Raw genomic sequence first — 14,326 nt, 5'->3', positions numbered from 1 at the left:
GGACCCCAGTTCACCGGCGGCGGCTGCGGCGGGGCCATCGGCGGCGGCATACCCGGCTGGGGCTGTTGCTGCCAAGGCTGCGCGGGCGGCATCTGCGGAGGCTGGTAGGGCTGCTGCGGAGGTTGGTGGGGCTGCTGCGGGGGCTGTTGCGGAGGTTGCTGCGGCTGGTCCTGCGCGGGCCACGGACGGGTCGGCTGGGGGTTCAGCGGGGCGGGCACGGGCGGTGGCCCAACCGGTCGTGGCGGCGGCCAGCCACCCGGCGGCGGTGGTTGCGTCATCGCTGGTGGTCCCCCATATCGCGGATGCCCGAATCAGCACAGAAGCATAGGCGGACTCCGCTATTCTCCGCGGCCGTGTTGAAAAACTGGGGAGCGGCGATCACCTGCGCCGTCGCGCTGTGCTCGTTCGCGGGCGCCGCGTCGGCGCAGCCGAGCAGTCCGGTCGGTCTGCCCGGCACGGTCGGAGCCGACGTGCGCCTCAAGTTGGAGCGCGACGGCAAGCTCACCGTGACGGAGGTCGTCAGCGTCCCTGAAGGCAGGACCGCCAAGCGGGTGGTCCCGCTACGGATCGCGGTCAGCGACACCCGGGACCGGGTGTTCGAAGTCGGCAACGCGTCCGTCCAGGGCAAGGGCACCGCGACGTCGTCCGCCGACGAACTGGTCATCGCGCTGGAACCCGGCACGTCCACCGTCACGTACTCGGTGGTCGGTGCGGTCGCCAAGATCGGCGACACGCTGGAACTGCGCTGGCAGCCCGCGAGCGGCTGGGACACCGCGCTGGATTCGGTGAAGGTCTCGGTCATCACGCCGGATGCCCCCAAGTCGGTCAACTGCCTGGCCGGCGCGCCGGGCACCTCCAAGCCGTGCACGACCGCCGAGCTGGGCGACGGCCGCGGTGTGCGGGCCACCGAAATCGGTCTTCCCGCTGGTGAGCGTATCGATGTCGCGGTCGGGTTGCAGGACGGTGCGGCACCGGCGAACGCCCGGATCGAGGAGACGTCGGGGCTCGCGGCGGCGTTCGCGCTGACGCCCGTGACCGGTGTCGTGCTGGGTCTGCTCGCGGTGTTGTTGCTGGGTGGCGTGCTGCTGCTCTGGTACTTGCGCGGACGGGACGCGCGGGCGCTGGCGGGCGACGTCGGGCCGGTGAACGTGCTGCTGACCGACGGTTCCGGCCGGGTCGCGTTCGCTTCCCCGGACGGCGTGCTGCCGGGCCAGGTCGGGACCGTGGTGGACGAGCACGTCGACGTGGTCGACGTGACCGCGACCATCGTGGACCTCGCGGTGCGCAACTACCTGTGGATCGAAGAGGTCGGCGGGATGGACTGGCGGTTCGTCCGGCGCAATCCGGCGGACCAGTCGCTGTCCGGGTACGAGCGGGCGGTGTACTCGGCGCTCCTGCCCGACGGCGTGGACTCCGTGCTGCTGTCCGAGCTGCGTGGCCGGCGGATCGACCTGAGCCGGGTGCGGGACGCGCTGTACGCCGACGTGGTGGCGAAGAACTGGTTCGCGCGGCGGCCGGACGCGGAGCGCAGCCTGTGGTGGTGGGCCGGGATCGGGCTGGCGCTGCTGGGTGTCGCGCTGACCGTGCTGCTGGCGTTGGTGACGGGTCCGGCGCTGTTCGGCGTGGTGGTTGTCGTCGCGGGTGTCGCGCTGGCGCTCGGGGCGCGGTCGATGCCGGCTCGGACCAAGCGGGGCAGTGCGCTGCTGGAGCACGTGCGGGGACTGCGGGGGTACCTGGTTTCGGTGCAGCCCGGCGACATCCCCGAGGCCGACCGGGAGATGGTGTTCTCGCGGTCGCTGCCCTACGCGGTGGTGCTCGGGGAGACGGAGCGCTGGCTGGGTGCCTTCGCCGGCGGACAGCCCGGGCTGTACTGGTTCGGCGAGGCGGAGCAGGGCGGTGACCTACGCCGATTCGCCCACAAGTTCCCCGCTTTCCTGGGCGCGGTGGACGGTGTGCTGGCGCAAGCGGGCCACCTGAGGTCGCTGCACAGCTGACGTTCACCCGTTGGTGATCTTGCCCTCATCGAACCGGTGTTCGACAATTAACCCGTCCGACCGCAACCTCCGAAGGGCAGCGGAGCGCGTCGGCCGGGCACGGTGCCGGAGTCTCGGCAGGTGGGCTAGTCGCGGGTTCGCGGTGGGCGGACACGGGCGTTGCTCCGGGCAGGCCACCTGCGGTCCTCGCAGGGCCGGAAACCCGTAGGCTGCGTCCATGGCGCTACCCGAACTGCACAGGTTCACGCTTCCCAACGGCCTGCGGGTGGTGCTCGCCCCAGACCCGAGCGCCCCGGTCGTCGGGGTCAGCGTGCACTACGACGTGGGATTCCGCTCGGAGCCGGAAGGCCGGACAGGGTTCGCGCACCTGTTCGAGCATCTGATGTTCCAGGGCAGCGAGAGCTTGGAGAAGCTCGCGCACTTCCGGCACGTGCAGTCCTCGGGCGGCACGTTCAACGGGTCGACCCACCCCGACTACACCGATTACTACCAGGTGCTGCCGTCCGCTGCGCTGGAGCGGGCGCTGTTCCTGGAGGCGGACCGGATGCGTGCGCCGAAGATCACCGAAGAAAACCTGCGGAATCAAATCGACGTGGTGAAGGAGGAAATCCGACTCAACGTGCTCAACCGGCCGTACGGCGGGTTCCCCTGGATCCTGCTGCCGCCGGTCCTGTTCCAGACCTTCCCGAACGCTCACAACGGCTACGGCGACTTCACCGACCTGGAGAACGCGACGGTCGACGACTGCGCGGCGTTCTTCGACACGTACTACGCGCCGGGGAACGCGGTGCTGACCGTCGCGGGCGACTTCCAGCCAGAGGCCGCCAAGGCGTTGGTGGAGAAGCACTTCGGCGACGTGCCCGCGCGACCCGTGCCCGTGCGGCCGTCGTTCGCCGAAGCGGCGCCGAAGGGTGAGCTGCGCGCCGAGCACTCGGACAAGCACGCTCCGATGCCCGCCATCGCGATGGGATACCGCATCCCGGACCCGGTGAACGAGGTGGAGGGCTACCTGTCGTACCTGGTGCTCGCGGGCGTGCTGACCGACGGCGACGGGTCGCGGCTCCAGCAGCGGCTGGTGCACCGGGACGCGATCGTGGTCGACGTCGGTGCCGGGTGCGGGCTCTTCGGTCCGCTGGAGGCGCGCGACCCGGACACGTTCAGCGTCACCGCGATCCACCCGCCGGACATCACGGCCGAGCAGGTGATCGCGGCGGTGGACGAGGAGCTGCTGCGGTTGGCCGAGGAAGGTCCCACGGAGCAGGAACTGGCGAAGGTCACCGCTCGCTGGGTGTCGACCATGCACCGCGAGCACGACCGCCTGACCAGCCGCACGCTCGGCCTGGGTTCGGCGGAGCTGCTGTTCGGGCGTGCCGAGCTGCTGTACGAACTGCCGGACAAGCTGGCTGCGATCACCACCGACTCGGTCGCCGCGGCCGCCAAGGCGCTGCGGCCGGACTCGCGGGCCGTGCTGGTCCTCAAACCCGCCGGCGCGGCCGGCGCCGCTTCTGACAACGGAGGTACCGAGTGAGCGCCCCGACGACGCACCGCAGCGCCGAGGAGATCGGCCGCACGGAGCTGGGGCCCCGTCCGCTCCCGGAGCTGGGCGAGCAGCGGTCCGCCGCGGACCTGTCCACGGTGGACACGGTGCTGGCGAACGGGCTGCGGGTGATCGCGGTGCGCCGGTCGTCGGTGCCGCTGGTGGAGGTGCGGCTGCGGATCCCGTTCGGGGATCCGGCGGCCTCCAGCGTCGGCTCGACGCACGCGGCGCGGGCCGAGGTGCTGGCCAACACCGTGCTCACCGGCACCGCCACGCGCAGCCGGGTGGACGTCGACACCGAGCTCGCGCTGGTCGGTGGCGAGCTGGACGCGGTGGTGGACCCGGAGCGGCTGGCGTTCTCCGGCAACGCGCTGGTGTCCGGCCTGGACACGGTGCTGGACGTGCTGCGGGACGTGCTGACCGGTGCGACCTACCCGGTCGAGGAGGTCGAGCGGGAGCGGGTGCGGCTGGTCGAGCGGATCCGGCTGGCGCGGTCGCAGCCGAACGTGATCGCGCGGGAGGCGTTGCAGAAGCACCTCTACGGCGACCACCCGTTCGCCAAGGAGATGCCGGAGGCCGAAGAGGTCGCGGCGGTCTCCCGGGACGACGTGCTCGCGCTGCACGCTTCGGCGGTGCTGCCGCGCGGCTCGGTGCTGGTCGTCGTCGGTGACGTCGAGCCGGACGCCGCCGTGCGGGCCGTGGAGGGCGCGCTCGGCGGGTGGACCGGTGAGGGCACCGCCGTGTCGCTCTCGCCGCTGCCGGTGGTGCAGGGCGGCGACGTGCTGCTGGTGCACCGTCCGGGCGCGGTCCAGTCGCAGATCCGGCTGGCCGGGCGCGGGCTGGTGCGCACCGATCCGCGCTACCCGGCGCTGCAGATCGCGAACCTGGTGTTCGGCGGGTTCTTCTCCTCCCGGCTGGTGGAGAACATCCGGGAGGACAAGGGCTACACCTACAGCGCGCGGTCGCACCCGGAGTTCACGCCGGGGGGCGCGACGCTGCTGGTGGACGCCGACACCGCCAGCGAGGTCACCGCGGCCGCGCTGCTGGAGACCCGGTACGAGCTGGCGCGGCTCGGCTTGGTGCCGCCGTCGGAGTCCGAGGTGGGCACCGCGCGCCGGTACGCCATCGGGTCGCTGCTGACGGCGACGTCGTCGCAGGGCGGTCTGGCGTCGTTCCTGGTGAACCTCGCCGGCTTGGGGCTGGGCATCGAGTGGTTCACCGGGCACCCCGAGCGGTTGGCGGCGGTCACCGTGGAGCAGGTCGCCGAGGCGGCGCTGGAGTTCTTCGCGCCCAGCGCGTTCACCGGGGTCCTGGTCGGTGACGCGGAGCTGCTCGCGCCGCAGCTGCGGGCGTTGGGCGGGGTCAGCCTGCCGTGAGCTTCGAGTTGCTGGAGCTGCCCGCCCTGTCGCGGTTCACGGTGGACCGGCGGGAGCCGTTGCGCGGTGACGCGGAGCGGGTCGCGCAGCTGTGGCCGAAGGCGCGCGTCATCACGGTCGACGCGCACGGGCGGACGTTGGTGGCCGACCAGGCTTCGCGCCTGGTCGACCGGCCCGCCACCGAGTTCGGCGACGGGCCTCCGGACGACGCGGTGCTGCTCGGCGAGCAGGACGGCGTCGCGTACTGGGCGATGCCGCCGGCGGACGAGACGGACGTGGCCGCGCCGTCCGGCCGGGCGTGGTCCCGGCCGGAGCTGACCGACGAGCCGCAGTGGCTCGACCTGAGGTCGTGCGGCGCGTTGCTGGACGACACCGGTGCGGGTCTGTTCACCTCGGCGGTGGCGTTGTTCCACTGGCACCGGTCGGCGAAGTTCTGCGCGGTGTGCGGTGGTGGCACGGAGTCCGCCAAGTCCGGGTGGGCGCGGGTGTGCTCGCAGTGCGGGCGCGAGGAGTACCCGCGCACCGACGCGGCCGTGATCTGCCTGGTGCACGACGGCGCGGACCGGGTGCTGCTCGCCCGCGGCGAAGGGTGGCCGGCCGGGCGGTACTCGGTGCTGGCCGGGTTCGTCGAAGCGGGCGAGTCGCTGGAGGCGTGCGTCGCCCGGGAGATCTCGGAAGAGGTCGGCGTGGAGGTGGGCGACATCCGCTACCTCGGCAGCCAGCCTTGGCCGTTCCCCCGGTCGTTGATGATCGGCTTCCAGGCGGTCGCCGACCCGGACGAGCCGCTGCGGCTCGCGGATGGGGAGATCGCCCAGGCGAAGTGGGTCAGCCGGGCTGATGTGCGGCAGGCGCTGGAGGTGCCGGGCAGTGTGCCGGACCTGCTGCTCGCGCCGGGCGCGTCGATCGCGTACCGGATGATCCAGTCCTGGGCGGCCGTGAACTAGTCGAACAGGTTGCGGACCGGAGCAGGGCCGTGGACCGGAGCAGGGCCGTGGACTGGCGCGAGCCGCGGGCCGGAGCGGGCCGTGGACTAGAGCGGGCCGCGGGCTTGAACGGGCCGTGAGCCTGAGCGGGCTGCGGACTGGAGCGCGCCGTGAACTAGGGCGGGCCGTGGCCGGAGCGTGCTGCGGGATGGACTGGCGGCGGGCTAGAGCACCTCGTTCCACGGCACGGTGCGCGCGATGTCGGCGTAGCCGTGCCAGGTGATCTCCGGCAGCGCCGCCCGCAGTGCGGGCAGGTCGATGTCGGTGCCCACCTCGGTGAAGTAGCGGAACATCGCGGCCAGGTCGGTTGAGTGCCGTTCCACCACCTCCAGCGGCGTTCGGTGGTGGTGGATCGGCCGTCCGATGGCCGTGGTGAGCGCGTCGGCCATCTGTGCCGGGGTCAGGGCTTCGCCGGCGAGGTCCAGGCGTGTGCGGGCGAAGCGGTCCGGTTGTTCGAGCGCGAGCGCGGCGACGGCGGCGATGTCCGTGACGGCGACCAGGTGCAGTGCGCGGTCCGACGGCACCGGCAGGCCGAGGATGCCCCGGCGCAGGCCGCTGAGGGTCCATTCGCCGAACTTGTCGTCGATGAACGCGGCCGGGCCGAGGACGGTCCAGCGGACGTGGCCGCTGATCAGGTGTTCCTCGATGCGTCGTTTGCTGTCGAAGTGCGGGATGCCGGTGTTCCGGTCGGCGTTGCAGGCCGAGGTGAACACGATGTGGTCGACCTCGTGTGCCGCGTCGACCAGCGCGATCCCTTGACGCACCTCGGTTTCCGGGTCGGTGCCGAACGGCGTGGTGACCGCGAAGACGGAGCGGACGCCGTGCAGGGCTGCCTTCAGCGTCGCCGGGTGGTCGAAGTCGCCTTCGACGACCTCGGCTCCGGCGGCGTGAAGTCGTTGTGCGGCAGGGCTTTCCGGGTTGCGGGTGAGTGCGCGGACGGGGTGGCCCCGGTCCAGCAGGAGTCGGGCGACCGCACCGCCCTGGGCTCCGGTCGCGCCGGTCACCAGTGTGAGTTCCATGCTCAAAGGTTGACACTGAAAATGTTCTGAAGTCAAGCGACTTGCTAGGGTGTGGTCGTGGACCGGTACGAGGCGAGTGATGCGCTGCTGGCGTGGCTCTACGCACAGCAGGGGGTGGATGCGGTGCGTGTCGCGATGAGCGAGCGGGTGGAGGCGGCGGCCGGGTGTTCGCTGTCGGAACACGAGGCGCTGTACCGGATCGACATGAACGGGCGGCTGCCCATGTCCGAGCTGTCCGAACTGCTCGCGGTGAGCCCGAGCGGGGTGACGCGGCTGGTCGAACGGCTGGTGCGGCGGGGCTGGGTGGAGCGGTCGCAACTGCCGGACAACCGGCGGGTGGTGTACGCGGCGCTCACCGACGAGGGGCGTCGGGTGCTCAAGGCGACGACCGGGCCGACGTACCGGGCGGCGGTGGCCGAGGAGTTCGCCGGGGCGTTGAACGACCGGGACGTCGCCGACCTCAAGCGGATCGGGCGGAAGTTGCTGGAGGCGCACGGGAAGTGGGACTCACAGCGGTTCGCGCCGGGCTGAGACCCGTGCGCGTGCCGCTGCGGCTCGCTCGCGTCAAGGGTCGATGCGGTCCAGGGCTGCGCCGTCCCACGTCGTCTGCGTGCACGCGACACCCCGGCCGTTCTTGGGCCGCAGCACGTCGTAGATGTGCATCCGGGGGATCTTGTCGGACACGCCCCAACCGCTCGGCCACGTGATGACCCAGTCCATGTCCAGATCCACCAGCAGCCCGAGCATCCGCGCGATCGTCGGGTCGTCCAGCCGCTCGAACGCCTCGTCCAGCAACACCAGCCGCAACGGCGAGAACTCGCCGCTCACCGCGTCGTAGAACGACGCCGCCGCCGCGAACAGGGTCACGTACGAGATCAACCGCGTCTCACCGGACGACAGCTGCCGCAGCCGCCGCTCGCGCGGGTTGCCGTCGGGGCCGGTGTCGGCGACGGTCACCGTGAACTGGTGCCACGTCCGGTAGTCCAACGCGCGCGACAGGATTTCCGCGTAGCTGCCCGAGTACGAGTCGCGTTCCGCCTCGATGCGCTCGGTGAACACCCGGCGCAGCACGGCGTCCTGCTCCGGATCGCGGTCGGCGTACGGCAGGCGCACCAGCGCCAGCGCGTCGCGGGTCTCCTCCTCCAGCGCGGCCGACGGCTTCCACGCCAGCTTCACGTGCACGCCCTGGCTGGACCGCGCCCGCCCGAGCACCTCGTTCATCCGCTTGCACAGGTCCTCGGCCACCGCGATCTGCCCGCGCAGCCACTCGGCGAGGTCCCGGATCAGGTAGTCGGCGAAGATGTTCTGGTACCGCTCGTCCAGGAATCCGCGCTGCTCGGCCAGCTTCTCCGTCACCTGACGGGCCGCGACCGCCACCGGACGCGCGCCCTCCTCGCCTGTCACGGTCACCGTCAGCAGGCCTTCGTGCTGCTCGGCGGCGATGTCGTGGCTGCCCGCCAACGACGTCTGGAGCGCCTGGAGCTTGGTGATCACCGTCGCCTCGCCCGCGCCGCGCCGGTCGGCCATCGCGAGGGCCGCGCGCACCGACTCCACGTCGTCCGGCACGTCCGGCAGCGCCGCGACCAGCACGCCGGGTGCCCGGATGGTGGCCTTGAACTGCTCGGCGGCCCGGACCCGCGCGTCCTGCGCCGACGCCAGCTGCTCGGCGGCGGTGTCCAGTTGGGCGGACAGCTTCGCGGCCTGCTCCCGGGCCGAGGCGACGCGTTCGCGCACGCCCTTCAGCTCGCCGCGCATCTCCCGCCGGGAACGTTCGGCGGCGGACAGCTGGTCCGCGATCTCCCGCGCCTCGCCGCCGATCGCCTCGGTCAGCTCGGCCAACGTGCCCGCCTGCGTCGCGTAGTCCACGCACCGCGCCTCGGCGTCGGCTTCGGCGGCCACCCGGTCGGCCACCGCCGAGTGGTAGCGGTGGGCGGCGTCGGTCAGGTCGGTGACCGTCGACTGGCACTGGCGGCGCAGCACGTCACCCAGCCGGTCGGCGGTGCGCTGGGCCTCGGCGGCGGCGCCCTGGGCTTGGCGGAGGCCCTCGGTGGTCGCGGGCAGCCCGGCGTCGCCCGCCTGGCGCACCACCTCGGCCTGCGCCGCTGCACCACGGGACTGCGCCGACTCCAGTTCGGCGCGCAGTTCCTCGGCCCGGCGCGCCGCGCGGTCGGCGGACTCCTGCGCGGCTTGCAGACGGCCGTGCCTGGCGACGAGTTCGCGGTCGGCGGGGAACCGGTCGAGGTGGGATTCCCACCGCTCGACCAGGCCGTGGGCGGCGGCGAGTTCGGCTTCGGCCCGGCCGAGTTCGGCGCGCAGGGCGGCGAGCTCGTCTTCGAGTTCGGTGATCCGGCGGCGGCGGGCGGCTTCGCGGGCCCCGGCTCCGATGAACTCGGCCGCGTCCTTGTGCCACGCGCCGGTCAGCACGCCTGCCTGCCAGCGGCCGTCGGGGGAGACGGCGAAGGCGCCCTCGTCCAGCGCGACCGACGCCAGCAGGGCCGCCACGACCTCGGCGGACACGGGGGACGCCGGGTCGACGGCCGGGATCAGCACGGACGCGAGGGACGCGCCGGCGACCGGCTCGCGCGGCACCGCGAGCACATCGTGCCCCGCGCCGCCGGCAGCACCACCCGAACCACTCGCGGGATCGCCGGCCGCGCTGACCGCGCCGGACGCGGTGACCCAGGCGTCGAGCAGGCCGGACGCCTCCAGCGCCGCTTCCAGCCCAGCTCGCCGCGTCTCGTCCACGCCGGCCTGGAAGTCCACCAGCCGGTAGAACGGCGACCCCGCAGCGGGATCCCGCTCGGCCACCCCGAACCGCCCGCGTTCCGGCACCCGGGCAGTACCCGACCGCAACGCCGCGAGTTCCGCGTCCAACGCGTCGATCGCCCCGTGCAGCTCACCTCGCCGCTGGGCAACGCCGTGCGCGGCCTCACGAGCCGAAGCCACCAAAGGCCCGACCCACTCACGCGCCGCCGAAGTCAGCTCCCGCGCCACCGCCGGATCGACCGACGCGGGCAGCGACAGCGCCGCCTCGGGCCGACCCGGACCGGAGTCCTGCCACGACCGCACCTCGTCCAGCCACGTCAGCGCGACCTCGGCCAGCTCCTGCGCCTCCTGGTTGCGCAGCGCCGCCGACTCGGTCGCGGCGTGCTGCGCGTCCCGCGCGGTCTGCCGGAGCGCGTCGACCTTGCGTTGCGCGGTCTCCAGCTCACCCGCCTGCCGGTGCAACGCCAGCGCCAACGCCCCACGTTGACGTGCCAGCGAAGCGATCTCCGACGTCCGGGCCGCAACCGGCGCCAAATCGAGGTCCGCCAACGCGGGCGGCACCCGGCGTTCGATGGGCAGCGGCTCCGCCTCGGGGTCGGGCTTGGCCCGCACGGACTCCGTGCGCACCTCGGCGTCCACCACCGCCACCCGCGGCACCTCGGGCACCTGCGCGGCGTCGAGACCGGCGGTCCGGAGGTGGTGGCGCAGCGGCTCGACCAGTTCCTCCGCCGCGCCCAGGTCCTCGGCCAGCCGGCGCAGCAGCCGCAGCACGCCGTCGACCGCGCCGTCCTCCTGCAACCGCTGCTTGTTCGCCATGTCCAGCGCCGCGATCGCCGACGAGCGCTTCTCCTCCACCAGCTTCTCGCGCGTCTGCAAGTCCTGGAGGTCGCGGAACGCCGGGAGCTCCTTCAACGCGCCGATGGTCTCCTCGGCCTGCTGCTCGCCCGCCTCCAGCGACGCCAGCGTGTGTTCCGCCGACGCTCGTTCGGCCAACGTCTCCGACAGCGCCACGGACAGCTTCGCCGACGAACGCTCCAGCTTCCGCACCGCGTCCTCGGCCGCGCCCAACCGTTCCGACGACGACCGCAGCCCACCGAACGCGTAGTCCGCGTACGTCTTCAGGAACGTCCCCAGAGCGGCGTCCGCCGAGGACAGCCGGATGATGTTCTCCCGGATCGACTCCAGGTCGTCGAACGAGGTCGCCAGCTGCTCCACCATGGCCTGGTCCAGCGGCGGCAGGGCGTCGGACAGGATCTGCTCCAGCTGCCCTTCCAGCACCTTCAGCCCGACGTCCGGGTTGCGCAGGGTCCGTTGCAGGTGCAGCAGGTCGCCGTAGCGCGCCCCCGGCACGCCGTACACGGTCTCCGCGATCTTCGCCCGGAACGCGGCCTCCTCCAGCACGCAGTCCGCGCCGATCAGGTCACGCAGCTGCGCCGGCCCGAGCGGTGTGCGTTCGGCGCCGACCAACGCCAGGTCGTGACCCACCCGCCGGGACGTGACGAAGCGCCACGAGTCGGTGATCGCCTGCGAGGTCTTGGACGCCTTCACGCCCAACCCGCAGGTCAGGTACTCGCCGTCACGGACCAGCTCGACCCACGCGTACCCGATGCGGTTCGGGCCGCCGTCGTAGTCGTCCAGCATCAGGCGGCGCAGGCTGACCGTGTCGAAGCCCTTCGACCCGACTTGGCGCAGGTCGCCGTCCAGGCACAGCGGCAGCAGCAGTTCCAGCGTGCGCGACTTGCCGGACCCGTTGGTGCCCTGGAAGATCGCGCGGCCACCGGAGAAGTCGAACGCCTGCTCGGTGTACTGCCAGATGTTGACGATGCCGCCTCGGTGCAGCCGCCACCTGTTCACGCGTTCTCCTTGTCGTGCGGGACATCCGCACCCGTGCCGTGCGGGACACCCGCATCTGTGCCGTGCGGGACACCCGCACCCGGCCGGCCGTGGCGTGCGGAAGAAGCGTCGGGCGCCCCGTCCAACAGCTCGTCGAACAGCGACCAGCCGGGCACTTCGGGCACCACCACCGGTTGCTCCACTTCACGTTCCGGGTCGCCGTCGGGCTCCGGTACCCAGCGGTGCGCGGCCGCGTTGAGCAGCCGGCCGTCTTCGGACAGCACCGCCAACCCCATGCGCCGCAACAGCTCCAACACCTCGTCGGCCAGTCGTTCCAGGTCGTCGGTGAACTGCTTGGACCAGGCCGTCGGGTAGTCCTCCACCAGCCGCCCGCACACCGAGACCAGAGTCTCGCGCACGACCCGGTGCCGCCCCGCGACCGGCTCGTCCGCCAACAGCTCCGGCAACGCCAGCAGCGCGATCCGCGCCACCGTGGACGTGCCGGGGAAGTACAGGTCGGTCAGGTAGTCCTCGGGGTCGGCCGCCAGCACGCCCTCCGCGCGCGACTCCGTGTACAGCCCGAACGACGTCTCCAGCAGCGCGGACTCCTTGCGCTGGTTGCGCCGCAGCCACTCCGCCTGCTCGGCGGGCAGGTCCGCGTACAGCACCACGGGGTTCTCCACCAGCTTGCGCCGTACCGCGTGCTCCACGCCGCGCGGACCGGGCCGGGCGGCCAGCTCGACCAGCCGTTCCCGGGACGGCGCCTCCGCCACCGGACCGGTCAGCAGCTGGCCCAGCAGATCGGTGTCCACGGTGATCAGCGCCTCGGTCTGCATGTCGACGGTGCCCTCGGTCTCGTGCAGCACGCCCAGCGACACCAGGTGCCGCAGCGCCGCCGTCAACGCCCGTCGGTCAGCCACGTCGTCCACGACCTCGATGCCCGCCTCCACCGCCGCCGCGCGGATGTCGGACACCAGGCGGGACAACAGGGTCTGCCGCCCGATGCCGGTCAGCACCGCCATGGTCAGCGCCACGTACGCGTAGCCGCGCGGCGACATGCCCAGCACGCCCCGCGAGTCGTCCGCGCCGGGACCGGCCTTGTAGAGGCGCGCGAACCGGCGTTCGACCACGAGCCGGTAGCCGAGTTGGCGTGCGAAGAGGTCCTGCAGCGCGAACCGGTGGCGGTAGACCAGGGTCAGCAGCTCACCGTCCGGGCCGTCGGCACGCAGCAACGGTCGCCGCAGCAGGGTCCGGGCGCAGCGCACCACGTTGGCGGCGTCGATCTCGGAGAGGTCGTCGAACATCAGTCGAGCACCAGCGTGGAGTCGTGCAGCGTCAACGTGCCCGCGTGCGAGTGGATCCGGGTGGACTGGCCGGGGGCGTTCGCCACGGTCACCCGCAGGCCGCGCACGGGGTCGGTCGCCGAGCCGGAGTCGGCCGCCGTGTCCCGCTGCGCCATGGCGAGCGTGAGCAGCTCGCACAGCACGCCGAGGGCCTCGCCGGACAGCTCGGTCGTCGCCAGCCGGGGTGCCGCGGCGGCCAGCTCGGCGACCGAGGCGGCCCGGCGTTCGTCCGCCTCGCGGGCCTCGGCCAGCAGGGACTGCTCGGTCATCGGGTCGTCCAGGATCTTGGACGTCCGGCCGCGCGCGCCCCGGTCACCTCGGCTGCGGACGCTGACCGTCACGTCGTGCACCGGGCCGTCGCGCCACGACGTGCGCTCGTTGTCGCTGTCGTGCTCGGGGGCCGGCGAGAGGTGCCGCGCCGAGTACAGGCCGAACGCCGCCGCGTACAGCTCGTGCGCCTCGGACCGGGTGCCGCCGTCGAACCAGGCCGCGAGCTTCAGCAGTTCCGCCCGGCGACTGGGGAGCAGGCCGCCGCCGGACGTGGCGCGCTTCACCGACGCCAGCAGCGAGCCGATGGCCCGCGCGGTGGCGTCGCGCAGCGCGGTGACCTGGCTGGGGCGGCCGGGCCGGTCCACGAACCAGTCGGTCAGCTCCTGCCAGTCCTCGGCCGACCGCCCGCGCGCCCGCTCCACCCGTTCGCCCAGGTCGGCGCGCCCCAGCAGGCGCAGCAGCTCCGACCGGGCGGCGTTGAGCCGGGCCAGGGCGTCGGCGATCGCCGGCGTGTGCCGCAGCACGTCCTCCACGACCATCTGGATGTACTCGACCAGGAGGTTGCGGAAGCCGGAGATCTCCTCGGGCGCCAGGTGGTGCCGGGTGACGACCTGGCCCAGGTAGGCGTAGAAGTCGCGGACCGTGGCGGCCAGCTCGGCGTGCTGGAGGAACAGCGTGGTGACCTGTTCGGCGAGCACCTCGCGCGGTCGGCGCGCCTCGCTGAGCAGCGCCTCGGACAGCGACCGGCCCAGCGCGCCAAGGCCGCGCTCCACGGCGGGCAGCAGCTCCCGGGAGACCTCCCGCGCGCCCTCGGGCACGCGCAGCAGCTCGTCCACGTCGCGCTGCACGCGGACCGCCAGCTTGGACACCTGGTAGCGCACGCTGCCGTGCTGGAACTCGGCGATGCTGGACGCCACCACCTCGCGCCGGCCCTGCACCAGGTTGCCCCACTCGACCAGCTGCCTGAGCCGGTTGATCACGTTCTCGATGCGCGACTCGCCCGGCTCGACCCGGCCCTCCCGCTCGGCCCCGGCCAGCGCGCCCGCCACCTCGCCCGCCGACAGGTCGGCCAGCAGGGTGGACGTGAACAGCCGCATGATCGCCAGGTACGTGCGCTGGTGGTCGCGCGCGTCCAGGTACGCGTAGAGCTTCAAGCGGGCCGGTTCCACGGGAGGCACCCTAATGCGGGCTACCGACGGTCGCGG

General features: G+C 72.7%; 9 protein-coding genes. 5 read left to right on the top strand and 4 right to left on the bottom strand.

Translation table 11 applies throughout. The features are described from left to right. The first annotated feature begins 353 nt into the window (after positions 1–353). From FHS29_RS13290 to nudC, 4 genes are all read left to right on the top strand, one after another. A complete protein-coding gene (locus FHS29_RS13290; RefSeq protein ID WP_184690937.1) occupies positions 354–1,994 on the top strand; it encodes a DUF2207 domain-containing protein in 1,641 nt (546 codons plus the stop codon). A 217-nt stretch (positions 1,995–2,211) separates the two neighbouring features. Beyond that, positions 2,212–3,522: a M16 family metallopeptidase gene (locus tag FHS29_RS13285; RefSeq protein ID WP_184690936.1), complete on the top strand. Its 1,311-nt coding sequence runs from the start codon at positions 2,212–2,214 to the stop codon at positions 3,520–3,522. Beyond that, a complete protein-coding gene (locus FHS29_RS13280; RefSeq protein ID WP_184690935.1) occupies positions 3,519–4,907 on the top strand; it encodes a M16 family metallopeptidase in 1,389 nt (462 codons plus the stop codon). The genes FHS29_RS13285 and FHS29_RS13280 overlap by 4 nt, the downstream gene beginning before the upstream one ends. Continuing rightward, on the top strand, positions 4,904–5,851 hold the full coding sequence (nudC, locus tag FHS29_RS13275) for an NAD(+) diphosphatase (RefSeq protein WP_184690934.1): 948 nt from the start codon (positions 4,904–4,906) through the stop codon (positions 5,849–5,851). The genes FHS29_RS13280 and nudC overlap by 4 nt, the downstream gene beginning before the upstream one ends. A gap of 203 nt (positions 5,852–6,054) precedes the next feature. On the opposite strand, the gene FHS29_RS13270 is transcribed toward nudC, so the two are convergent. Beyond that, positions 6,055–6,909: an NmrA/HSCARG family protein gene (locus FHS29_RS13270; RefSeq protein WP_184690933.1), complete on the bottom strand. Its 855-nt coding sequence runs from the start codon at positions 6,907–6,909 to the stop codon at positions 6,055–6,057. A gap of 57 nt (positions 6,910–6,966) precedes the next feature. Between FHS29_RS13270 and FHS29_RS13265 the strand changes: the two genes are divergently transcribed. Then, a complete protein-coding gene (locus tag FHS29_RS13265; RefSeq protein ID WP_184690932.1) occupies positions 6,967–7,440 on the top strand; it encodes a MarR family winged helix-turn-helix transcriptional regulator in 474 nt (157 codons plus the stop codon). Positions 7,441–7,473: 33 nt separating this feature from the next. Here the strand turns inward: FHS29_RS13265 and FHS29_RS13260 are convergent, their stop codons facing one another. Genes FHS29_RS13260 through FHS29_RS13250 form a run of 3 tightly spaced genes read right to left on the bottom strand, consistent with a single transcriptional unit; the run spans position 7,474 to position 14,290 of the window. Further along, positions 7,474–11,529 (bottom strand): TIGR02680 family protein, encoded by a 4,056-nt coding sequence (locus FHS29_RS13260; protein WP_184690931.1) that lies wholly within the window; start codon positions 11,527–11,529, stop codon positions 7,474–7,476. After that, the gene (locus tag FHS29_RS13255; RefSeq protein WP_246440291.1) at positions 11,526–12,812 is read right to left on the bottom strand and encodes a TIGR02678 family protein; all 1,287 of its coding nucleotides are present in this window, start codon (positions 12,810–12,812) and stop codon (positions 11,526–11,528) included. Before FHS29_RS13255 ends, FHS29_RS13260 begins: the two co-directional genes overlap by 4 nt. After that, the gene (locus FHS29_RS13250; RefSeq protein ID WP_184690930.1) at positions 12,812–14,290 is read right to left on the bottom strand and encodes a DUF2397 domain-containing protein; all 1,479 of its coding nucleotides are present in this window, start codon (positions 14,288–14,290) and stop codon (positions 12,812–12,814) included. The genes FHS29_RS13255 and FHS29_RS13250 overlap by 1 nt, the downstream gene beginning before the upstream one ends. Between the last annotated feature and the right edge of the window lie 36 nt (positions 14,291–14,326).

Source organism: Saccharothrix tamanrassetensis (assembly GCF_014203665.1).
Lineage (GTDB): Bacteria > Actinomycetota > Actinomycetes > Mycobacteriales > Pseudonocardiaceae > Actinosynnema > Actinosynnema tamanrassetense.
Note: the sequence above shows the minus strand (reverse complement) of the source record. Positions and strands in the feature narration are given on the sequence as shown.